Source organism: Curtanaerobium respiraculi (assembly GCF_024609215.1).
Taxonomy (GTDB): domain Bacteria; phylum Actinomycetota; class Coriobacteriia; order Coriobacteriales; family Eggerthellaceae; genus Curtanaerobium; species Curtanaerobium respiraculi.
The window spans coordinates 33587-53841 of record NZ_JANIPD030000001.1; the positions used below are offsets into that span (position 1 = coordinate 33587).

Annotated in this window: 22 protein-coding genes and 1 tRNA gene; 6 read left to right on the top strand and 17 right to left on the bottom strand. The window is 62.5% G+C overall.

What is annotated here, in order from left to right:
* Positions 1-3: 3 nt before the first annotated feature.
* The 4 genes from uppS to NOV21_RS00150 form a co-directional block, all read right to left on the bottom strand.
* Positions 4-786 carry an undecaprenyl pyrophosphate synthase gene (uppS, locus tag NOV21_RS00135; RefSeq protein WP_283169615.1) on the bottom strand — a complete coding sequence of 261 codons (783 nt, stop codon included), beginning with the start codon at positions 784-786 and terminating at the stop codon, positions 4-6.
* Positions 787-800: 14 nt separating this feature from the next.
* Complete coding sequence (gene frr / locus NOV21_RS00140; RefSeq protein ID WP_283169616.1) at positions 801-1364, bottom strand: ribosome recycling factor; 564 nt, start codon at positions 1362-1364, stop codon at positions 801-803.
* A gap of 50 nt (positions 1365-1414) precedes the next feature.
* On the bottom strand, positions 1415-2134 hold the full coding sequence (pyrH, locus tag NOV21_RS00145; RefSeq protein ID WP_283169617.1) for a UMP kinase: 720 nt from the start codon (positions 2132-2134) through the stop codon (positions 1415-1417).
* A gap of 111 nt (positions 2135-2245) precedes the next feature.
* Positions 2246-3646 (bottom strand): S1C family serine protease, encoded by a 1401-nt coding sequence (locus tag NOV21_RS00150; RefSeq protein ID WP_283169618.1) that lies wholly within the window; start codon positions 3644-3646, stop codon positions 2246-2248.
* A gap of 379 nt (positions 3647-4025) precedes the next feature.
* Between NOV21_RS00150 and NOV21_RS00155 the strand changes: the two genes are divergently transcribed.
* Positions 4026-4376, top strand: coding sequence for a DUF488 domain-containing protein (locus NOV21_RS00155; RefSeq protein WP_283169619.1), 351 nt, complete (start codon positions 4026-4028; stop codon positions 4374-4376).
* On the opposite strand, the gene NOV21_RS00160 is transcribed toward NOV21_RS00155, so the two are convergent.
* On the bottom strand, positions 4373-4930 hold the full coding sequence (locus NOV21_RS00160; protein WP_283169620.1) for a manganese efflux pump MntP: 558 nt from the start codon (positions 4928-4930) through the stop codon (positions 4373-4375). The two genes, NOV21_RS00155 and NOV21_RS00160, sit on opposite strands and share 4 nt — an antisense overlap.
* 211 nt (positions 4931-5141) lie before the next feature.
* Between NOV21_RS00160 and NOV21_RS00165 the strand changes: the two genes are divergently transcribed.
* A complete protein-coding gene (locus NOV21_RS00165; protein ID WP_283169621.1) occupies positions 5142-6518 on the top strand; it encodes a helix-turn-helix transcriptional regulator in 1377 nt (458 codons plus the stop codon).
* A 23-nt stretch (positions 6519-6541) separates the two neighbouring features.
* A tRNA-Leu gene (locus NOV21_RS00170) sits at positions 6542-6626 on the top strand.
* 290 nt (positions 6627-6916) lie between these two features.
* Here NOV21_RS00170 and NOV21_RS00175 read toward each other — a convergent pair.
* Together NOV21_RS00175 and NOV21_RS11300 are read right to left on the bottom strand one after the other, a co-directional pair.
* Positions 6917-8494: a L,D-transpeptidase family protein gene (locus tag NOV21_RS00175; protein WP_283169622.1), complete on the bottom strand. Its 1578-nt coding sequence runs from the start codon at positions 8492-8494 to the stop codon at positions 6917-6919.
* A gap of 217 nt (positions 8495-8711) precedes the next feature.
* Positions 8712-8819, bottom strand: a complete 108-nt coding sequence (locus tag NOV21_RS11300) for a hypothetical protein (RefSeq protein ID WP_428978377.1) — start codon at positions 8817-8819, stop codon at positions 8712-8714.
* A gap of 462 nt (positions 8820-9281) precedes the next feature.
* Here NOV21_RS11300 and NOV21_RS00180 point away from each other — a divergent pair, with 462 nt between their 5' ends.
* Entirely contained in the window at positions 9282-10373 is a 1092-nt protein-coding gene (locus NOV21_RS00180) for an AAA family ATPase (RefSeq protein WP_283169623.1), read from the top strand.
* A 33-nt stretch (positions 10374-10406) separates the two neighbouring features.
* Here the strand turns inward: NOV21_RS00180 and NOV21_RS00185 are convergent, their stop codons facing one another.
* The 10 genes from NOV21_RS00185 to serS all read right to left on the bottom strand — a co-directional run bounded on the left by NOV21_RS00185 (position 10407) and on the right by serS (position 18898).
* Complete coding sequence (locus tag NOV21_RS00185) at positions 10407-10799, bottom strand: hypothetical protein (protein ID WP_283169624.1); 393 nt, start codon at positions 10797-10799, stop codon at positions 10407-10409.
* Positions 10800-10891: 92 nt separating this feature from the next.
* On the bottom strand, positions 10892-12205 hold the full coding sequence (locus NOV21_RS00190) for an NCS2 family permease (protein WP_283169625.1): 1314 nt from the start codon (positions 12203-12205) through the stop codon (positions 10892-10894).
* A gap of 179 nt (positions 12206-12384) precedes the next feature.
* A complete protein-coding gene (locus NOV21_RS00195; RefSeq protein WP_283169626.1) occupies positions 12385-13326 on the bottom strand; it encodes a beta/alpha barrel domain-containing protein in 942 nt (313 codons plus the stop codon).
* A gap of 73 nt (positions 13327-13399) precedes the next feature.
* A complete protein-coding gene (locus NOV21_RS00200) occupies positions 13400-13669 on the bottom strand; it encodes a TM2 domain-containing protein (protein ID WP_283169627.1) in 270 nt (89 codons plus the stop codon).
* Positions 13666-14529 carry a TVP38/TMEM64 family protein gene (locus NOV21_RS00205; protein WP_283169628.1) on the bottom strand — a complete coding sequence of 288 codons (864 nt, stop codon included), beginning with the start codon at positions 14527-14529 and terminating at the stop codon, positions 13666-13668. Before NOV21_RS00205 ends, NOV21_RS00200 begins: the two co-directional genes overlap by 4 nt.
* Positions 14501-15334 (bottom strand): PRC-barrel domain-containing protein, encoded by an 834-nt coding sequence (locus NOV21_RS00210; protein ID WP_283169629.1) that lies wholly within the window; start codon positions 15332-15334, stop codon positions 14501-14503. The genes NOV21_RS00205 and NOV21_RS00210 overlap by 29 nt, the downstream gene beginning before the upstream one ends.
* A 77-nt stretch (positions 15335-15411) precedes the next feature.
* Complete coding sequence (locus NOV21_RS00215) at positions 15412-15912, bottom strand: YtxH domain-containing protein (protein WP_283169630.1); 501 nt, start codon at positions 15910-15912, stop codon at positions 15412-15414.
* 340 nt (positions 15913-16252) lie between these two features.
* Positions 16253-16654 carry a cyanophycin synthetase family protein gene (locus NOV21_RS00220; RefSeq protein WP_283169631.1) on the bottom strand — a complete coding sequence of 134 codons (402 nt, stop codon included), beginning with the start codon at positions 16652-16654 and terminating at the stop codon, positions 16253-16255.
* Positions 16651-17493: a hypothetical protein gene (locus NOV21_RS00225; RefSeq protein ID WP_283169632.1), complete on the bottom strand. Its 843-nt coding sequence runs from the start codon at positions 17491-17493 to the stop codon at positions 16651-16653. The genes NOV21_RS00220 and NOV21_RS00225 overlap by 4 nt, the downstream gene beginning before the upstream one ends.
* 118 nt (positions 17494-17611) lie before the next feature.
* Entirely contained in the window at positions 17612-18898 is a 1287-nt protein-coding gene (gene serS / locus NOV21_RS00230) for a serine--tRNA ligase (protein ID WP_283169633.1), read from the bottom strand.
* Between the two features lie 98 nt (positions 18899-18996).
* Here serS and NOV21_RS00235 point away from each other — a divergent pair, with 98 nt between their 5' ends.
* Complete coding sequence (locus tag NOV21_RS00235; RefSeq protein ID WP_283169634.1) at positions 18997-19203, top strand: DUF6724 family protein; 207 nt, start codon at positions 18997-18999, stop codon at positions 19201-19203.
* Positions 19204-19254: 51 nt separating this feature from the next.
* Entirely contained in the window at positions 19255-20115 is an 861-nt protein-coding gene (locus NOV21_RS00240; RefSeq protein ID WP_283169635.1) for a PfkB family carbohydrate kinase, read from the top strand.
* Positions 20116-20255 lie beyond the last annotated feature (140 nt).

Below are 20255 nucleotides of genomic sequence, written 5' to 3' on the forward strand. Positions count from 1 at the left end.
CTGCTAGCGCACTCCCCCGAAGCGGCGATCCCGGCTCTGAAAATCGAGCAGGGCCTCCAGGAAATCGTAGCGCGTGAAGTCGGGCCAGAGAACCGGCGTGACGAAAAATTCGGCGTAGGCGACCTGCCAGAGCAGGAAATTCGACAACCGGGATTCCCCGCTCGTGCGAATCACCAGGTCGGGGTCGGGGATATCCGCCGTATCCAAGCCCCGCTCGAACAGCTCCTCGGTCACGGGAGCGATGGTGCGCCCCTCGCGCTCCGCGAGCACCGCCTGGTCCACGATCCGCTGGACGCTCGCAAGCATCTCGGCGCGCGACCCGTAATTCACGGCAACCACCAACGTCATGCCGGTGTTGCCCCGCGTCCGCTCCCATGCCTCGTCGAAAGCGTCGCGCGTTTCCCGGGGCAGGGCATCCAGATCGCCTATCGTCATCACGCGCACGTCCTCCTCGTCCAGGCCGTCGACTTCGGCGAGCATGGTCTTGGCGAACAGGTTCATAAGCCCCGCCACCTCGTCGGCGGGGCGCTTCCAGTTCTCGGTGGAGAACGAGTAGATGGTCAGATACCGCACGCCGCAATCGCTGGCGCAGCGTATGGCCTCGCGCACCGCCCCGATGCCGGCCTTGTGGCCGCTCAGGCGGTTGAGCGCGCGCTTCTTGGCCCACCGCCCGTTGCCGTCCATGATGATGGCGACGTGCTCGGGCACCTGCGCGGGGTCGAGGGGGGCGGCGTCCAATCCGGCGGGCGGATCGGGGAATATTTCGTCCAGGGGCTTGTGCAGCATAGCGGGAAAGGGCTTCAGATCGCCATGACTTCCTTTTCCTTCTCCTTGAAGGAGTCCTCGACCTTGGCGATGTAGGAATCGGTCAGCTTCTGGATGTCGTCCTGCGCACGACGCTGCTGGTCTTCGGGAAGGTTATCGTTCTTGCCGGCCTTCTCCAGGGCGGTGTTCGCATCGCGGCGCGCGTTACGGATGGCGATGCGCGCCTCTTCGGAATACGTCTTGCAATCCCTCACCAAATCGCGGCGGCGCTCCTCGGTGAGCTGCGGAAACGAAAGGCGAATGCACGTGCCGTCGTTGTTGGGGTTGATGCCCAGGTTGGAGTTGTGGATGGCGTGCTCGATGGCACCCAGGGTCCCCTTATCCCACGGCTCGATGACCAGCATATGGGCATCGGGGGTTTTGATGGCTGCCATCTGGTTGATGGGCGTCGGAACGCCGTAGTACTCCACGCGGATGCGGTCGAGCACCATCGCATTCGCGCGCCCGGTGCGCACGCTCGCGAACGCCTCGCCCAGCGAATCGAGGGCCTTCTCCATACGGTCTTCGGCTTCCAACTTGATCTCTTCTACATCTACCATGGCGGGAATCCCTTCGTTAGAACCTGCTTGGTGCCATTCTACACGCAGCGCTAGCTTACCGTCGTACCAACGTTCTCGCCTTTGAGCACGCGCGCGATATTGTCCGGCTGGGTGATGTCGAACACGAGCATGGGCATATTGTTGTCCATGCACAGCGATGTCGCCGTGGTGTCCATGACGTGCAGCTCCTTTGAGATGACGTCGAGGTAGCTGATATGGTCGAACCGCTTGGCATTCGGATTCGTCTTCGGGTCGCTGTCGTAGATGCCGTCGACCTTGGTGGCCTTCATCAGGCATTCCGCCCCGATTTCACACGCGCGCAGCGCCGCGGTGGTGTCGGTGGTGAAATAGGGGTTGCCCGTGCCGGCGGCGAAGATGACCACGCGGCCCTTCTCCAGATGGCGGATGGCACGACGGCGGATGTAAGGCTCTGCAACCTGGCGCATCTCGATCGCGCTCTGGACGCGGCACAAGATGCCGGCGCGTTCGAAGGCATCCTGCAGCGCCAGCGCGTTCATGCATGTCGCGAGCATGCCAATGTAGTCGGCTTGGCTCCGGTCCATGCCCTCGGAAGCACCCGCCATGCCGCGAAAGATGTTGCCACCCCCCACCGTGACGGCGACCTCGATGCCGTCATCGACGATCTTCTTGATTTGGACAGCAAGGTCCCCGACCACCTTGGGGTCGATGCCGTAGCCGGCGCTGCCCATCAGGGCCTCGCCCGAAAGCTTCAGCAGCACGCGCTTGTATTTGTATTGGGAACCCGCCATAGCACATCCTTTCGCACAGATGGGTTCATCTTACCCGATTACGCAGGCGAACAGCAGAAAAGGCCGCAGGGCATGCGGCCTTTTCATAGCATCCATAGGATGTGGGAGTCGTTATGCGGCGGACTGGTTGCCTTCTCCGCTCCCGCTTCCGCCAGGCGATTGCTGGAAGGGAGTGGCGCTGGATTGCCTCTGCAGCGGCGAAGAGGAGGAGACGTCCGTGTCGCTGCCCAGGGTCGCCTGGCAGGTCTGCTGCTGCCCGTCGCGGTAGTAGGTGATGGTCACCTGCGAGCCCACGCCGGCAATCCGGACCGCGGCGATGAGGTCGGTCGAGCTGGAGATCTGCGTGCTGTCCACCTTGGTGATGATATCGCCTTCCTTCAAGCCGGCAGCCGAGGCGGCGGTGCCGTCGAAGACCCCGTTCACGTAGGCGCCCTCGTTGATGGAGAGGTTGTAACGCTGCGCGATGGTGCTGGTGACGGAGGTGACCGACACGCCCAAGCTGGCATGGCTGGGCGTCTTGCCGTCGATGATCTGCTGGGCGATGTTCACCGCGTAATCGACGGGGATGGCGAAACCGACACCCGAGTAGCTGCCCGAGTAGGACTCGATCACCGAGTTGATGCCGATGAGCTGGCCTCGGCTGTTCACCAGCGCGCCGCCCGAGTTGCCGGGGTTGATCGCGGCATCGGTCTGGATCATGCCGGGGTAGACGGATACGCTGCCGCTCGAGTTCGAGTTATACCCGTAGCCGTCGGAACTGTCGTTCGAAACCGTGATGGTGCGGCTCGTCGCAGAGACGATGCCCGTGGCCACCGACTGCTCCAAGCCGAATGGGCTGCCCGCGGTCATCACCCATTCGCCCGCCTTCAGATCACTTGAGGAACCGATCTCGACAGCGGTCAGGTCCTTGGCGTCGACCTTGATTACCGCGAGGTCGCTCGACTCGTCGACACCGACGACGGTCGCCGTATACTCGGCGCCATCGTTCACCGTGACCTTCAACTGATCGGCACCGCTCACCACATGGTAGTTGGTGAGGATGTAGCCATCGGAGCTGATGATGACACCGCTTCCCAGGCTCGTCTGGGTCAGCGTGCTGGAGCTGCCGTTGTTGCTGCCCCAGTTATGGTATCCATACGTGCTCGCGGTGCTCTGGTTCGTGTACACGTCGATGGCAACGATGGAGGGGAGCACCTTCGAGGCGACCTGCTCGGAAAGCGTCGCATCATCATCGGCGGCGGTTGCCGTGATCGCCGCACCGGATCCGCCGAGCGTCGTCGTGGAGCCGGACTTCAAGGCGCCCGTGCCGAAGGCTATGCCGCCGAACAGCGCGCATGCCAAGGCGGCGCCGCAAAACGCCAGGAGGAAGGTCTTCGCGCCCCCGCGCTTCTTCCCCTTTTGCGCGGGGGAAGGGCTCGGGTTCGCATATGCCCAATTGGACTGGGGCTGCTGTTGGGTTGTCTGCCGGGGATCTTGCTGATATGGCGGGACCGGCACGTCGTTATAGGCCATCGTATCGACTCCTTACATTGTATCGCGCGCGCTCGCAGCGCGGGCTTGAGCATAGCACGCCCGCCTCCGACCCCGCTTCCACCAGCGCGTCCGTAACGTTTCCGCCATCTGAATACACTGATTGGAGTATCGCGGCGCCCAGCAGGGACGAGCGCGTCCCACGCGTTCGGAGCGCCCCGGGGAAACGGCCATGCGCAGTGCCGCTCCCCCTTCCATGGCCAAGTCAAATTGGGTTCGGACCCCCTCGCAGAGCGGCGATGCGAACGTGCGGATGAAGCCGCGCCCGTCAGATCACGTGCGCCTTCTGTTGCCTGGACAACGGAAGGGGGCGCGAATTCGTGATATACCCGGTGAAGACATCGGAAAACGGAGGCATACGATGGACGTGAGCATCAAGCGGGTGTACGAACCCGCGGAACCCGGCGATGGATTCCGCATCCTCGTCGACAGGCTGTGGCCGCGGGGGATGAAGAAGGTCGATCTCTCCTTCGACCTATGGGCGAAGGAGCTCGCCCCCAGCACCGAGGCGCGGAAGGAGTTCGGCCATAGACCCGAGAACTTCGAGGCGTTCCGCGCGCGCTACACGGCCGAGCTGGATGCAAGGCCGGAAGCCGTCGAGCAAGCGCATCGGCTTGCCGCGCTGCAGGAACCCGTCACCCTGCTCTACGCGGCGAAGGACCCGCGCATCAACCACGCGGTCATCCTAGCGGCCTGGCTGGAGCGATTCTAGAAGAACAGGGCCTTCACGCCGATGGCGATGAGCACGGCCCCGCCGACGACCTGGGCGCGCGTGCCCAGCTTCTCGCCGAACCTGCGCCCGATCCCCAGAACCAGCAAGCAGAGCAGGAACGTGCTCAGCGAGACGATGCCGGCATCCATCCAGATGTTCTCGCCCGTTGCGGCAAACGAAACGCCCACGGCGAGCGCGTCGATGCTCGTCGCGACCGCTTGGACGAGGACCGTCGCCAGCGACAGCACCCCGCGTGCCGCCTCCGCTCCGTCCTCGAGCTCCTCGTGGAAACCGTCCCATACCATCTTGCCCCCGATAGCACCCAAGATGACGAAGGTGACGATGCCGGCGAACTGCTCGATGTAGCCCGCCGCGAGCGATCCGAGGAAATAGCCGATGAACGGCATGAGACCCTGGAAGGCTCCGAACGCGACGGGCTGGGAGAGGGCACGTGCCCGCCGCATGGCCGGATTGGCCAGCATATTCGCCAACGTCACGCTCATTGCATCCGCCGAGAGCGCGACGCCGATCAATATGACTTCGAACAGGCCCATGGAATCCCTCGTGTTTCAAGATGGATGCACAGGATAGCGCTTTGCACCCGCGGAGAACGGATGATTCCCAAATTCACATCACCCACCGAACAGGGCAAATCCCATATCGACGCGATTGGGGATTTTTCCCAAAGCCGACTATTCGCAAATCGGCGCTCCAACGATAGGATATAGTCGAGGCAGGAGAGATGCTATCCAAAGAGGAGAGACCGTGGGGGAAACGGAAGGGAAAGGACTCTCCCGCATCACCTCTCGGGTGAAGTGGGAATACCTGGGGCTCATCATCCCCGAGCTCTACGTATGGGGGATGCTGCACACCGAGGGCGTGGACGCGGTCGGCGTGCCGATGTTCATCACCATGGGATGCGCGATGCTCCTCGCGTGCGCGCTCGCGAAGTCGGCGCATGGCTTTCTCGAATTCGTGTTGATCTGGCCCGTCGCCCTTTTCGCAGGAGCAGGAGCCATCGCGCTGCTCGCCAGCCCCGATGCCTCCGTCCTAGCCGGCATCCTCGCCGGCATCGGAGCCACCGGCCTCTACCTTTCCTGGGTGCCGTGCTACGCCCGCATCGACCTGCGCTGCGCCGTCGCCTGCATCTTCAGCGCAATGCTCATCGGCATGATCCTGCGCATCCCCTTCGACATGCTCCCCACAGGCGCGCACTGCCTCGTGCTCGCACTCGCGCCCCTCGCCAACCCGCTCATGCTGAAACGCGCGCTTGCCAACCCCCTTCCCCAGGGAAGGCCCCCTCAAATCTACTTCGGAAACGCTTTCGAATCCCCGCCGCTCAAAATCCTGCTGGGCGTCGCCGTCTGCGCCTTCATCATCGGCATCGCCCCATCAATGGCGGCAACCCCCAGCCCGACCCCCCGCTTCGAGCTCTCACTCGTGCACCATCTTTCCGAGGCGCTGGCGGCGGGCATGATCTTGTGGTGGGTGTTCTACTTCCGCGGGAAGCTGCATCTGACCAACATGTGGCGCGCAATCGTCATACTGCTCGCAACGTCGCTTTTCTTCATGCCCACGCTGGGCGCCGACTGGATCGGGTGGACGCTCGTGCTGATGGCAGTGGGGCAGACCCTGCTGGTGAACGTGATGCTCGCGATGCTCTCCGATGCCGCCCGCCATTGCTCCGACTCCCCTTACCTGGTGTTCGGCGGAGCATGGATCGCCTACGCGGCGCCCCTGGCGCTCGGGATGCTCGTCGGCCCCATCATCTACCAGCAGCCGAACACGGAATTCCTCATAACGCTGCTCGCCTACGCGCTCACGCTCGCCGCCATCCTCACGCTCAACGACCGCAACTTCGTCGAAAGCCGCATATTCCGCGATCTCGACGTGCCCGATACCGAGACCGCGATGTTCGAGAACATCGACACCCAATGCGACAATCTCGCCGGAGTATACGGACTCACCGGTCGCGAGACCGAGGTGATAAAGCTCCTGGTGAAGGGACGCTCCAAAAGCTACATTGCCGAAGAGCTCATCATCTCGGAAAACACGGTCCGCAGCCACGCGCGGCACATCTACAAGAAGCTCGATGTGCACAGCAAGCAAGACATCATGGATTTGCTCATGGAGCAGAGCTAAATAGGATATAATCTCGCTCGCATGCCCGAGTGGCGGAATGGCAGACGCGACGGTCTCAAAAACCGTTGTCCACAAGACATGTGGGTTCGAATCCCACCTCGGGCACCATTTCGCATGGCAACGCGCCCGCATGGCCGTCTTGCAATTCGCGGGGAATCCAATCGCTGCATGGCGGGAAGCGACGGATGCGCAGGCGGACGGGCACCCCTAGGCTGTCCAGAAACTCCTATCAATCTGTTCAAGCATACAACATATAGTATCTATATATTTCTCAAAACACCATATGCCGTATGATCAGCAGTCTCAGAGGAAGTTTCTAGACAGCCTCCTCCGCACACGACAACGGCCCCCGCATGGCAAAGGCCGTTGCGATTCCCGCACAGCTCGTGTTGCCGGGCCTATTCGTGCACGATGACCGCGTTGTTGACCGAGATCACGTCGAACAGCGAGCTCGCCGCATTGTAGGGCAGGTTCACGCATCCGTGGGATCCGTATCCGTCGGCATAGCGCGTGCCGCCGAAGGCCGACTGCCACGTCGCGTCATGGAATCCGCATCCGCTGTATGTGAAGGGCATCCAGAAGGCGACTTTCGTGCGGTATTCCGGCTGCCCGGTGGACGCCTGCACATCGCCGGTGAGCGTGTAGTTGGTCGCCTTGTTGAGCACGCGCCACACCCCCGTGGGTGTGCTGTGCTTGGCATCGGGCCGTCCGGTGACGACATCGGACTCCCAGAGCACGTTGCCGGCGGCATCGACGAACCAGGCGTGCTGTTCGGAAAGGCTGACCTCGGCATGGGGTCCCCAGTCTATTCCGTTCTGCCCGTTCCAGGTATACCCTTCCTGGTTGGTGGGGATCGTCAGCGGCTCGGTCTGCCCGGCGGCGACGGCGGCCTCCACCTCTTCGAGCAGCGATTCGGTGTTGATATCCCATCCGTAGGTGCCGCCGCTTACGGTGTACGTGGCGCCGTTGACACCAGTGAACGTGCGCTCCTTGCCCACGGTGTAGACCGAATTAGCCAGCTCTTCGGTCCATGCGTTCATCTGCTCCTCATCGAAGGCGACAGCGAGGTTCTCATCGATCGTCACCCACTGCGCAATCTGCGCGGGCCCCACCTCTTGAACGGGGATGGCCGTGTCGCCGAGCACCAGTTGGAAATCGGCCTTCAAGTACCCGTTCGCGGTTTCAGCCGCGGCGATGAGCTTGGGATTGTCCTGGAAGACGGTCGGCTGCACCAACTGCGCCTCGGTCAAGGAGACGCTCGAATCCATCGTGGCAATGGCGGTTGCGACCGCATAGAACACGGCGGCGGAATCCACCTTCGTGCCGACCGATGCGGGCGCGACCACGAAGGCCTTGTCAACCGCCGAGAACGTGACCGTGGCGTTCACGGGATCGGTAGCAGTCGCGTTGAAGGCGTCCACGTACTGCCCGACCACGGCATCCAAGCCGGCGGAATCGAACGTGCTGGCCATGTTCGCCGTCTCGTCATGATCCTGGAAAATCTCATACGGCCATTTCCAGGGCTGGTTGTCGGAGATGGCGGCCGAAGCGACGTCCCCACCATCGACCTTTACGTTGGCGGCGGAGCTGTCGACGGTGAAATTGAGCCCGTCTCCCGTGACTTTGATCTTATAATTGCTCCCGATGTCCGAGGCTATGTCTGCGACCTCGGAAACGGGCTTTAGCGAGATATCGGCTGCCCCCAAAGCGGTGCGGGGGTAGAACACGTTGCTGAAAACCACGATGCCGATGAGGTAGGCCGCCACGAGGACGCCTGCGATGGATCCCAGCACGATGGCGGCGATCTTCTTGCCGCGCGGCCGCTCCGCTGCGACGGCGGCATTCACCCCCGCGTAATAGCTGCCCACATGGGGGGTGGGGGTCGCCTCGCCGGACGCTTGCGGCGCTTTTTCGGAAGCTCCGCCCGCGGCGGGGGCACCGTGCTTCCCGAGGGGCTCTTTCTTATTCCCGAACATGCTCTAGTCCTTCTTCAATGCCTGCGCGTGTGTTCGCGGCGTATTGTACCCCGCACATCTCGGAAATGTGCCGCAGATGGGAGCGAACGGGTTGGTTTCCATGGGAAACCGTCATTCACCTGCACCATGGTAAGTATATGCGGGCAAAATCGCAGGCTCTACACAAGCGGGGCACAGCATATCGCCCACGAGGCCCTGCATGCGGACCCCCGCGCCCTCAATCTACTTCATCTGATTGACGATCCGCTCTTCGGGAGGAAAGAATCGAGTCATTGGCAATGATCACCGTGAGCGGAGTTTTCAACTCATGACTTGCATTCACCATGAACCGCTACTGCGCCCTCCATGCCCGCTCGGCAGGATGCACCGCCCATCGGAAGAGCACGGGCGCTCAGCAATTAAACGCCCCGAGCGCTGCCAGGGGGGCAAGGCTCAGAGGAATAGCGAGTTGGGTCGTGGCGGCATCCACGTAATTGCTCGGCGCAAATGGGATGATGCTCATTTCATTCGCACGTTGAATAGCGCAATTGTTGCGTTTTGCTATAGTCGTATAGTTCAATACTCCAAATACTCGCAAAGCATCAAGGGCTTGGGCTTGGGGACAGCGTAGGTTGAATTTTTAAACGCAAGTGTTGCAGTTAGATTTGCAACCAACCGGCTTGGGGACAGAAGCGCTGGCAAGGAACATCTTTGCCGATATTCTCTCCGGCATTCGTTGTGGATGTTATAATTTGTTTTTCATGTTATAGATTGTTTTTCTTATTATAAATTCATAGTCGGAGTCTTCATGAAGCAGAACCCCTTCAAACCAACAGCCGGCAGAACTCCTCCAGAGCTCATCGGACGAGAGGACATCCTACTTGAGTTCACCGAAGGACTCGACAACGGTCCCGGCGCCCCAGGAAGGCTCATGCGATTAACGGGCATGCGCGGAATGGGCAAAACGGCGGTGCTCAACGAGCTCGGAAGCCTGGCAGGGCATCGTGGGTGGACCGTCATCGACGAGACATCCACCGGATCGGTCTCGCAACGCATTTTGCAACGCCTTTCCCCTCGTACTTCAATCAGGGGGACAACGTTGCAACCCGAGGTGCTGGGGGTGAGTTTGGGCGCGATTGAATTCGAGCGTACGTCCATCGAGTTACGCACGGCAATGGAGAAGGCGGCGAAGAAGGGCCTGCTCATCACACTGGATGAAGTGCAAGATTCCGACAGCGCAGACATCGCCACATTGGCGTCGACGGTCCAGCACCTCATCCGCGAAGACCTTGATATCGCCTTCGTGTTCGCAGGGTTGCCCTCCCTGGTGGAAGGTGTCGTCAACAGCAAGGCGTCGACCTTCCTAAGGCGTGCCGTTCCTTTCAACCTCGGGTCCCTTTCCACCGCCGAAATTGCCGATTCCTTCGAAACGACCATTGCGGACTCGGGATTCCATGCGGACAGACAAATTGCCGAGACGATGGCAGAGGCGGCGCAAGGATATCCGTTCATGGTCCAACTCGTCGGCTACTATTCTTGGCAGGCAGCTGCCCGGCAGGCGAAAGAATCCATTGGGAATGAGGAGATCGAGCGTGGCGTTCGAACCGCCCGGCTGCGCTTCGACGAAACGGTTATCGAACCGGCTCTGCATGGGTTGCCAGCCGAACAAATGCGATTTCTTATCGCGATGGCGCAGACCAACACATCCCCTTGCAAAACCGCGGAAGTTGCCAAACTCATGGGCAAAACCGCTTCGCAAATCAGCATGCATCGAGCGCGTTTGATCAGCGCAGGGATTATCGATGCCGGATCATGGGGGCGTCTGCATTTCGCTATACCCTTCATGAACGAGTACATCGCCGATCACGAAGACGCCCTTGTTTCCGAGATAGAAGGCTGACCGGGGCACGGTGCCAAGTTACCGGGCTACCTCTCACCGCGCGCTCGGCGCGTATCCGTTGCGGCTGTCGCACACGCTTGCCAAATTACGCCTGTATCCGCAGGGATGCTCAAAAGCGGGAATGCCTACCACCATGCTGCCGTCCTGTGCATAGAAGGTGCCTGTTGTGCTTGACCCGCTTTTTACCAGCTTGATCGCAACCGAGAACACGGCACGGCATTCGAGGACCTGTTCGATAGGTTGGCGGCACGGAACGAACTCGTTCAGGCGAAAACCACCGACATAGGAAGCCCGCATCGAATTCAATGCAAAATCGCCTCGAAAGATCACCGATAGGAAAAGGCACTGCTCAATGCCATTCGCGTCCGCAACGGCAATTTGATCGTGCAGTGCGGACGGCTCGTCCCGATCAAAGAATCCCTGCAAGGGGAGGGTCCAACAGAGAATGTCTCAGGCTCCGCGACTTGGTTGCAAGACGCTGGAGCCCGAAACCGAAGGCTTGAATGCTGGAAAAGGCACTACACCAGCAGGAATGAGAGCAGGAAGGCGATGCTGGCGACCCACATGAGCGGGGACACCTCCTTGGCGCGCCCCTGCGCGATCATGATGATGCAGAAAAAGATGAAGCCGAAGCCGATGCCGTTGGTGATGGAATAGGTCAGCGGGATGCCCACGATCGTGAGGAAAGCGGGGATGGCGAGCTCGGGCTTGGTCCATTCGATCTGCCCGATGTTGCTCATCATCAAGTAGCCGACCACCACGAGCGCGCCGCACGTCGCCGAGCTGCTGATCATGCCGATGATGGGCGCGAGGAACGCGCAGAGGACGAATGCCACGGCGATGACCAGGTTCGAAAGGCCGGTGCGTGCGCCCGCCGCCGCGCCCGAGGTGCTCTCCGCGTAGCACGTGATGCTGCTCGCCCCGATGAAGCCGCCCACCGCCGCCGCGATGGAGTCGATGGCGAGGATCTTGCGGGCGTCCTCGATGCGGCCGTCCTTGTCGATGAAGTTCGCCTCCTGGCCCACGGCGAACGCGGTGCCCAGCGTGTCGAAGAAGTCGCTCATGAGCATGCTGAACACGAAGAGCAGCAACGCGGGTTCCAAAACCACTTTGACGAGCGGGAGCATGCCGTCCTCCCCGACTTGCAACGGCGCTGCGAAGGCACTGAAGTCGAGGCCGAAGTCCCACGCGGTGGGCAGCGGCGTCACGCCCATGGAGATGCCGATGATGGTGGCGATGATGATCGACCACAGCAGGCCGCCCGTCACCTTCGCCACCGTGAACCCTATTGCCAATACGATGGATATGATGGCGACGATGGCCGCGGGGTCCTTGACGGAGCCCATGGTGATGAGCGAGGATTCGCTCCCGACGATGAGCAGGCCGCCCTTCAAGCCGATGAATGCGATGAACAGGCCGATGCCGATGCCGATTGCCTGCTGCAGGCTAGCGGGGATGGCATCCATAATGGCCTCGCGCAGGCCGCAAAGCACCAATATGAGGATGATGACGCCTTCGAACACGACGCAGGACATGGCCACGCGCCAGTCGACGCTCTCCCCGATGACGATGCTGAACACCACGACCGCGTTGAGCCCCATGCCGCTTGCCAGCGCCAAGGGGCGGTTGGCGACCAGACCCATGATGGCGGTCATAAGCGCTGCGCCGAAGCACGTGGCGGTGAGCGCCGCGCTGAAGGGGATGCCTGCCTGCGAGAGGATAGCGGGATTGACGGCAACCACGTATGCCATGGTGAGGAACGTCGTCAATCCGGCTATTACCTCGGTGCGAACGCTGCTGCCGCGCGCGCTTATCTTGAAGAATTCGTCCATGCGAGCCTCCTGGGGAAAAGTAACGGATGCGCAACAGTATAGCGAAAAGACGGCCGCGCGAAGCAGCCGTCTTTTGAAAACGCGGCGTTCGTAGGGGGAATCGACCCCAACGGCCCGAAAGAGCGACGTTCTGCCGCCTCTGCCTGCGCTCCCCCGGGAAACCCGATCGGGGTTCGGATTTAGAGCTCGAAGGCCTTCTCGCCGTTGAACACCGCGAGGGCTTCGTCGACGCTGCAGTCCCCCAGCGTGATGGCGCTGATGGCGTTGGTCAGGCGCACCGCCTCGTCCAGGCTGCGCATATGGATGTTGCGGCCCGTCGCGTTGCCGACCGCACCGCCGATATGGATCTGGTCGTGCAGGTTCGCCAGGAACTCCCTCGCATCCGCCTTGCTACCGCCCGCGCAGACCAGCCCGGTGCGGCCCGCCGCCTGGCTGGCGATGGCGAGGTTCTGGGCGCTCGTGGCATCGTCGGTGGCCTTCGGGGGGTTGACCTTGACGAAATCGGCCCCCAGGCACAGCGCCGCCCCCGCCGCGCCGGCGATGGTGTCGGGATCCTTCTCTCGATCGGCCACCGCCTTGCCGCGCGGGTAGATCCACAGCACAACGATCAGGCCGTTCGCATGGGCCTCCGCAACCAGCTCGCCCGCCTCGGACAGCATGGTGGACTCGTATTCGCTGCCCAGGTACAGGGTGTAGCCCACGCCCACGATGTTGACGCCTGCCTCGCGCATCGCCAGCACGGCTTCCAGGTCGCACAGCTGCGGAGAATACGGGTCGTCCTGCGCCGCCTTGATCAGGTTGGTCTTGCTGTTCATCTTCACCAGATAGTTGATCTGGGGATAATCGGGCGCGTACTGGGCGATGAGGCCGCGCTGGCCGGCGAGGACGCCGATGGTGCCCTGGGCGCCGATCTGGAAGAGGTGCTCGGGGTCGTTGTCGCTTGCATCGATTCCGGGGCCGTGGAAGTCCCCGTTCAAATGCTCCATCTTCTGGTCGCAGGCGAACAGCATCAACCGGCCGGTCCCCTGCGTGGCCTTCAGGTAATTTTCGATGTAGATCTCGCGCGCCTCCGGCATCACGTCGGCGGGCACTCGAACGGAATCGCGGGTAAGGGTAGGCATGTTTCCTCCTAGTTCGTGGAATGCGTGGCCATCGGCTCACGTCTTCGATTGTAGTGTACCGGGCCGAAGCGCCTTAGAACCATTCTTTTTTGCCGATGACGTATGTTTCATCGAAAGCGGGCTGCGGCATGGTGAGGTAGATGATCCCCTCGATGGCACCGATCAACCCCACGACCGCCGTGGCAACGCCGAAGCTCAACAGGCCTCCCACGATGGAAACGCCGAGCATGGCGAACCCCGTGTTGAAGTACCCGAGGTAAAACTTGTGCATGCCCATCGTCCCCAGCAACAGTGCCAGGACCCCTGCGACGATATGGCTGCGCGTGGTACGGTACGGGTTCACGAGCGGTCGCCTTTATGGATGAGCGAGATGATCTTATCCTTGAAGATGATGGCGACGATCGCAATCGCGCCCAACACGCCGAAAATCGCGATGGTCGTGCCGATATGGCCGTCCATCAAGCCCGCTGCGGCGAACGTCGAGGCAAGCACCCCGGGAATGCGAGCGATGTTGGCGAGGATGAGGTACTTGCGGCGCGGCATGCCCGTGAGCGGCACGATATAACTGAACACGTCCTTGGGCATGCCGGGGATCAAGAACAGTATGAACACGGTGGTGTCGAGCTTGCCGGACGCCTCGAAGCTGTCGAATCTCTCGAGCCAGTTAGCGGAAACCATATCGTTGACGAACGGCCTTCCCAGGCGGTGGACGAGCTCGTATATGATCCACATGGAGATATAGCAGCCGAAGATGATGATGACCGCGCCCCACCATGGCCCGTATATGACGCCGGCGGCGACTTGGACGACCTCGCCGGGGATGAAGGCGACGATCACCTGCAGCAGCTGGAGGCCCAGCAATATGCCGACGCCCCAGGGACCCGCATTGCGCACGGTCTCCACCAGGCGGTCGATGCCGCCCGGCTCGAACACTTTCCCGAAATACGGCCAAAGCGCGATGACCACCACCACGCTGAGCACCAAAAAAGCCAGCAATCCGACGATCTTGAAAATGTCGCCTCGACGAACCGGCTTCGAGCCGACGGCCACCTCGGCATCGGCAAGCTCGTGCGCCCGCTCGCGCACCGTCTCATCTTCGACTTCGTACACGGTGAGCGCCGGCTTGCTTCCCCCGGGATCCGGGGAAAGGGTTTCCTCGCGTTCGCATGCCGCGTCATTTGCTGAGTTTTTTAGGTTCGTCATCCGCAACCGCTCTATCGTATTCGTCCTTGAAGGCCTTGAACATGCCCTTGCTGCGGCCTATCTGGCGCCCCAACATGAACGACCCTTTGTTCACGGCCTCTTCGGTGGCCTTGGCGGCCTCGTGCATCTTCGGCTTCGCCTGCGCCTTAGCCTGCTCGTAGTGGGCATGGGCGCGGGCAGCTCCTTCGCCCGCCTTCTGCGCAAGCCCGCCCTCGGCGGCGAGGTCGAGTACGTCGTCCGACACGAGGATCGCCCCCCTGAGGGCCTCGCCCTCCCCCTCGCCGGATTCGACGGCGACGTTGAGCTCCACGCCCCCGATGCCCGTCCGGAACCCTTTCACAAAGGAGGCTGGGACATCCATAGTGCCCAGAAGCGCCTTGTTCATCGCCCCCTTCTCCACCGTGAAGGAGACGATCTTTCCGCTTTCTCGAAGGAAGGTGACATCGCCCACGTAGCCGCATTCCTCGCCGCCCATGGTGAGGATGGGCATGCCCTCCCACAGGGTGCAGCGATCCCAATCGAGTCCCAGGCGCTTGCACGCGGCCGCACCGGTGCCGTCCTTCCCGTCATCGGGGAGGCGGATGCGCCCATCCTCCCAATCGAAGCCGTCCAACGCGACGAACAGATCCTTCCGTCGAAACATCAGCGCCACATCGGGGCGCTTCACGATGAATCCGACGACGCGCTTCTCCGTGGGATGGAAGACGAATCGCCGCACTTTGCCGATCCGCTTCGTGCCGTCCTTGCCCCCTACGACGCGTGTGCCGATGAGGTCCTTGGTACTGTATGTCTTCGCTTCTGACATGGGATCTCCGCATAAAAACGGCGCCCGACCTCGCCGGGAAGGCCCCGGGAGGTGCGGGCGCCGCGTATGGATACGGTCTATTCCGCCTCGTCCTCTTCGGCGGGCGCGGCATGCGCGCCGGAGACTTCCGCCTCCGCCTCGGCGGGCTCCGCTACCGCGGGCTCGCCTGCCGTGGCAGCAACCTGGGCGGCGATACGCTGGCGGGCGGCCTCGATCTTCTCACGCAGCTCCTCGTTGGATTCCGCGTACTGCGGGGCGGCGTTATCGCGGATCCGGGCGACGCGATCCTGCGCGGCGGCATAGGCCTCCTGAGCGGCATCGCGCGCCTGGCCGACAACTTCGTTAGCGCGGGCGCCCGCCTGGTCGGCGTATGTCTGCGCGTTGGATGCGAAGTCGTTGTAAACCTGGGCACCGCGCTGCTGCGCCTGGCCGGCATACGTCTGAGCCTGGCCCATCGCCTCATTCGCCTTTTCCGCCACCAGCGCGCGGGTTTCGGCGCCCGTGCGCGGTGCGTACAGAAGAGCCGCTGCTGCACCGATAACGCCGCCTGCTAGGAAGAATCCCAATTTGTTTGCCATGGTTGCCCCCTTCACCGCCGCAGCGCGGCAGTACCGTTTGCCTGGGTGAACGGCCTTTCCGTTCGTTGACCACAGATTATACGCGCCCGGCCCGCGCACGCGCGCGCCGTTGGGAAATCGTTATTCGCATTCGGACGCGACCGAGGACAGCGTGTTCCCATTCCCCGTGCTTCGGCGGCGATGCACGCAATGCGCCAGTGGACAGGAGGAAGAGGAGAGGGCGTGAGGGCGAAGCGCACCGTGCTTCGCCGTTCCACGCGGACGGCGGCCCCACCTCCATGTGCCCGAGCCCCTTGCCCTCCCGCGGCAAAGGACTGCAACGATTCCGCGGCGTCCTGCGCTACCCCGCCAATCCGTTCACCAGGGCAAGTGCATCGCGCAGCGCCCTCAACGCGGCCAGGTCGGACTCGAAGCTCACTTCCACACGGGCGTGGCCGTGCGCCTCGTCCGTCCATCGCGTCGTTCCGGTGAACACCGCGTCGGGGCGCGCGCTGCGCTCGGTTTGGAGATCGATGACGATATGTTCGAGAAGATGGGGGATCGACGTGCGGGCCATGACGCTGCCGAACGTGGGCCCCCGGTCGTTGACGCAGGCGTGATGGGGCAGCTGCGGCCGGATGGCGCATGCGCGGGCGGCGATCTCCGGCGTGGTGTAGCGCTGGGCGCCGCGGGCAACGCTCACCTCCACCAGCAAGCGGTCGCGCTTGACGACCACGCGTTCGAGCTCAACCAGCCCCATCATTGCACGCGCGTCAGCACGGACACGCCCGATGGCACGTCCCCCGACAGAGCAGGGTCTTCCCTGGCCCCCAGCACGACGAGCAGGTCGGTTGGGCCGTTCTCATCGATGACCAGCGTGTTGCGATCTCCGCTGAAATGATAGCCGGCATGCCCCTTCGACTGGGAGAAATAGTAATCGATGCTCTTGCCCTGGGTATCCAGCGTATACGCGTACGCCACGCTCTCCGTCAGGTGCATGCTCTCCCCATCGATGACGATGGTAGCCCCCTCCGAGCTTCTCCACGTTCCCTGGAAATCCGCCGCATCATCGTAGCGCCACCAAATCAGCCAAGCGCACACCAGGCCGGCGATGAGGGCGGCTGCGAGCACCGCCGCGACGGCGATCGCGACGATCCTCTTCCCCGACCATCTTCTCCGCGGCTTCTCTGCAACGGTCTTCGCATGCGTGCGCTCCCTATGGGGCATGCGCGGGGTAGCATCCCGGGAAGGCGCGTCGCCGTGCGGGATGTAGGCGTCGGCTCGCGCGGGAGCATTCGAGGCAAAGGCCTCCGGAGCATCCTTTTGGGGAGTCCGGCCAGGTGGCGCTACCTGGCCATCCGCAGCCCGTCCGGCATCATCCGCCCTCGAGGCGGGCTCGGGGGAGCTGGCTGCCTTCGCCTCCGCCTTCGCGGTTGCCTTCGCCTTGCCCTTGGCGGCCCGCTGCTTGTCCTTCGCGCTCAAGCTGGGCCGCTTGCCCTTCGCGGCGGCAGGCTGCCGTCCCTGCGCCGCGGGAGGCTCGCCCGGATGCGGCCCGCCCTCCCCGGCACGCGAATCTGGCGCGGATTGCCCGCTGCTCGCCAACGGCGCCTCCGGTGCGGTTCGCCCGCCCTGAACCGCCGTCGATCCGGATGCATCCCGATCACCCTTCACCGTGGGTGCGGCAGGTGCCGGCTGTTTGGCGGAACCTGCTTCCGGCAAGCTATTTTTCGGGCTCAATGCGCTCGACACCGCCCATGTAGCCCACCAGCGCCTCCGGCACGGTGATGCTGCCATCCTCGTTCTGGTAGTTCTCCATGATGGCCGCCATCGTGCGGCCGACCGCCAAGCCGCTGCCGTTCAGCGTGTACACGTAGCGGCTTCCCTTGAAATGCTCGGGATCGCGGTATTTGATGTTGGCCCGGCGCGCTTGGAAATCGCCGCAGCAGCTGCAGGAGCTGATCTCCTTGTAGGCGTTGTAGCTGGGCAGCCACACTTCCAAATCGTACGTCTTGGCGGCGGAGAAGCCCAGATCGCCCGTGCATAGCGTGATAACGCGATACGGGAGCCCCAGCTGTTCCATGATGTAGCCCGCCTCGGCGGTCATGCTCTCCAGCTCGTCGTAGGCCTCCTCGGGCTTTGCGAACTTCACCATCTCCACCTTATCGAACTGATGCAAGCGGATGAGTCCGCGCGTGTCGCGGCCCGCGCTGCCCGCCTCCTCGCGGAAGCAATTCGTGAAGGCGCAGTAGCGCAGCGGCAGGTCCTTGCCGTCCAGCACCTCGCCCGCGTGGATATTGGTCAGGGGCACCTCGGCCGTGGGAATGAGGTACAGGCTCTCGTCCTTCGTCTTGAACAGGTCCTCTTCGAATTTGGGGAGCTGGCCCGTGCCTGTCATCGTCTCGCGGTTCACCAGGCTGGGGCACCACCATTCCTTGAATCCTCGGCTCGTGTGAGTATCCGCCATGAAGTTGATGAGCGCACGCTCCAAACGGGCGCCCATGCCGCCCAGCAGCACGAAGCGGCTGCCGGAAAGCTTCACGGCACGATCGAAGTCGAGCATGCCAAGCGCGGGACCCAGGTCCCAATGGGCCTTGGATTCGAAGTCGAACTCGCGCGGGGTCCCCCACCGGCGCACCTCGGGGTTGTCGTTCTCGTCCTTGCCCACCGGCGTGCTCATATGCGGGATGTTGGGAACGCCCATGAGCAGGTGGTGCAGGTCCTCTTCGGTTTGCTTGCGCGTCTCGCCCAGGTCTTCCAGCTGCTGCTTGATCTGCGCCACGCGCTCTCGCTTCTGCGCGGCTTCGTCCTTCAGGCCCTGTTTCATCAACCCGCCGATTTCGCCGGACAGCTGATTCCGCTCCGCTTGAAGCGCCTCTTCCTGCGAGATGGCAGCGCGACGCGCTTCGTCCAGCCGAGAGAATGCCTGAGAATCCCAGGAGAAGCTGCGATTCTCCATCGCGGTCTCGACCAGGTCCAGGTTCTCTCTCACGAAACGTGCATCAAGCATGGGTTCCTCCTGCTTCGGATAACTTCGCGCGCCTTTCGCGCGTTGCGATAGTATACTCTTTCGCGACCATCGCTATCGAAAACCACGGAGAGGCGCACATGGACTGGACAGAACTGTACGGTTTCCTATTCGAATCATACGCGGGCGTCGGCATCCTGTTCGCGTTCACCGTTGTGATCTGCCTCATCGCTTGCGTGATCATGGAGCGCCGGACGAGGCGCATTTACAAGAACCATGAAAAGACGGAAGATGACTGGAGCTTCTTCGACGACGATGACGATGAAGAGGAAGGGTCGTCCAAGTAGCAGCGCAATCGAGCGCCGCATGCATCCGATTGGAAAGGAAAGAGAGCAACTATGACGGTTACGAAACTGTACGAGAGGCAAGGCGCCTATATTCCCCGCGTCGCCGCGATCCATGATCTGTGCGGCTACGGCAAATGCTCGCTGGGCGTTGCTATCCCCGTGCTCTCCGCCGCCGGATGCGATGTGTGCCCGGTGCCCACCGGCCTTTTCAGCAGCCATACCGCCTTCCCCGGCTGGTACATGCACGACACCACTCCCATCCTGCACGATTACCTGGAGGCGTGGAAGGGCATCGGGGTCGATATCGACGCCGTCTATTCCGGCTTCTTGGGCGCGCCGGAGCAGGTTGCCATCATCCGCGGCGTATACGAGACGTACCCGAACGCGCTGCGCGTTGTGGATCCCGTGATGGCGGATCACGGCAAGGTGTATCCCACGTACACGCCGGAGCTGTGCCAGGCTATGAGCGAGTTGGCGGCCGACGCCGACATCCTGACCCCCAATCTGACGGAGGCCAGCATCATACTGGGCACCGAATGGCCGGGCGCCGACATCGACGAGGCGAAGGTGCATGAGATGATCGATGGCCTGCGCGCGAAGGGTGCCAAGAACGTAGTGCTCAAGGGCATCGACCATGGCGACGGCCAGATCCACAACTACATCGAAGGCGAATCCGTGCCCTTCACCATGACCACCAACGAGCTGCTGCCCTACATGCTGCACGGCACGGGCGACCTGTTCGCCAGCTCGCTGCTCGCCGCCGTGATGGCCGGGCGCGATCTGGCGGAGGCGACGCGCTTTGCAAGCGATTTCGTGGTCGATGCGATGAAGGTGACCAGCCACCAACCCGATTTCGAGAACCGCGGCGTATCCTTCGAGCCGCTGCTGGGCGAGATCGCCGGTCTGCTGTAGGCGAAACGCAGCCCCAACCTAGCATGCTCAGGGATCACGCGACCCCTGGGGAAGCGTTGATTAATTCCGCCTTGGCCGGGGACGGCGGGCTGAGCGCCGGGGCGGCGGAAGGCGAGCGGGCGCGCTGACGTGCGCGAACG

Excerpts from the sequence above, each read along its gene's own strand:
- uppS (WP_283169615.1), bottom strand. The coding sequence starts at position 786 with ATGCTGCACAAGCCCCTGGACGAAATATTCCCCGATCCGCCCGCCGGA.
- frr (WP_283169616.1), bottom strand. The coding sequence starts at position 1,364 with ATGGTAGATGTAGAAGAGATCAAGTTGGAAGCCGAAGACCGTATGGAG.
- pyrH (WP_283169617.1), bottom strand. The coding sequence starts at position 2,134 with ATGGCGGGTTCCCAATACAAATACAAGCGCGTGCTGCTGAAGCTTTCG.
- NOV21_RS00150 (WP_283169618.1), bottom strand. The coding sequence starts at position 3,646 with ATGGCCTATAACGACGTGCCGGTCCCGCCATATCAGCAAGATCCCCGG.
- NOV21_RS00155 (WP_283169619.1), top strand. The coding sequence starts at position 4,026 with ATGGACGTGAGCATCAAGCGGGTGTACGAACCCGCGGAACCCGGCGAT.
- NOV21_RS00160 (WP_283169620.1), bottom strand. The coding sequence starts at position 4,930 with ATGGGCCTGTTCGAAGTCATATTGATCGGCGTCGCGCTCTCGGCGGAT.
- NOV21_RS00175 (WP_283169622.1), bottom strand. The coding sequence starts at position 8,494 with ATGTTCGGGAATAAGAAAGAGCCCCTCGGGAAGCACGGTGCCCCCGCC.
- NOV21_RS11300 (WP_428978377.1), bottom strand. The coding sequence starts at position 8,819 with ATGGTGAATGCAAGTCATGAGTTGAAAACTCCGCTCACGGTGATCATT.
- NOV21_RS00180 (WP_283169623.1), top strand. The coding sequence starts at position 9,282 with ATGAAGCAGAACCCCTTCAAACCAACAGCCGGCAGAACTCCTCCAGAG.
- NOV21_RS00190 (WP_283169625.1), bottom strand. The coding sequence starts at position 12,205 with ATGGACGAATTCTTCAAGATAAGCGCGCGCGGCAGCAGCGTTCGCACC.
- NOV21_RS00195 (WP_283169626.1), bottom strand. The coding sequence starts at position 13,326 with ATGCCTACCCTTACCCGCGATTCCGTTCGAGTGCCCGCCGACGTGATG.
- NOV21_RS00205 (WP_283169628.1), bottom strand. The coding sequence starts at position 14,529 with ATGACGAACCTAAAAAACTCAGCAAATGACGCGGCATGCGAACGCGAG.
- NOV21_RS00210 (WP_283169629.1), bottom strand. The coding sequence starts at position 15,334 with ATGTCAGAAGCGAAGACATACAGTACCAAGGACCTCATCGGCACACGC.
- NOV21_RS00215 (WP_283169630.1), bottom strand. The coding sequence starts at position 15,912 with ATGGCAAACAAATTGGGATTCTTCCTAGCAGGCGGCGTTATCGGTGCA.
- NOV21_RS00220 (WP_283169631.1), bottom strand. The coding sequence starts at position 16,654 with ATGATGGGGCTGGTTGAGCTCGAACGCGTGGTCGTCAAGCGCGACCGC.
- serS (WP_283169633.1), bottom strand. The coding sequence starts at position 18,898 with ATGCTTGATGCACGTTTCGTGAGAGAGAACCTGGACCTGGTCGAGACC.
- NOV21_RS00235 (WP_283169634.1), top strand. The coding sequence starts at position 18,997 with ATGGACTGGACAGAACTGTACGGTTTCCTATTCGAATCATACGCGGGC.
- NOV21_RS00240 (WP_283169635.1), top strand. The coding sequence starts at position 19,255 with ATGACGGTTACGAAACTGTACGAGAGGCAAGGCGCCTATATTCCCCGC.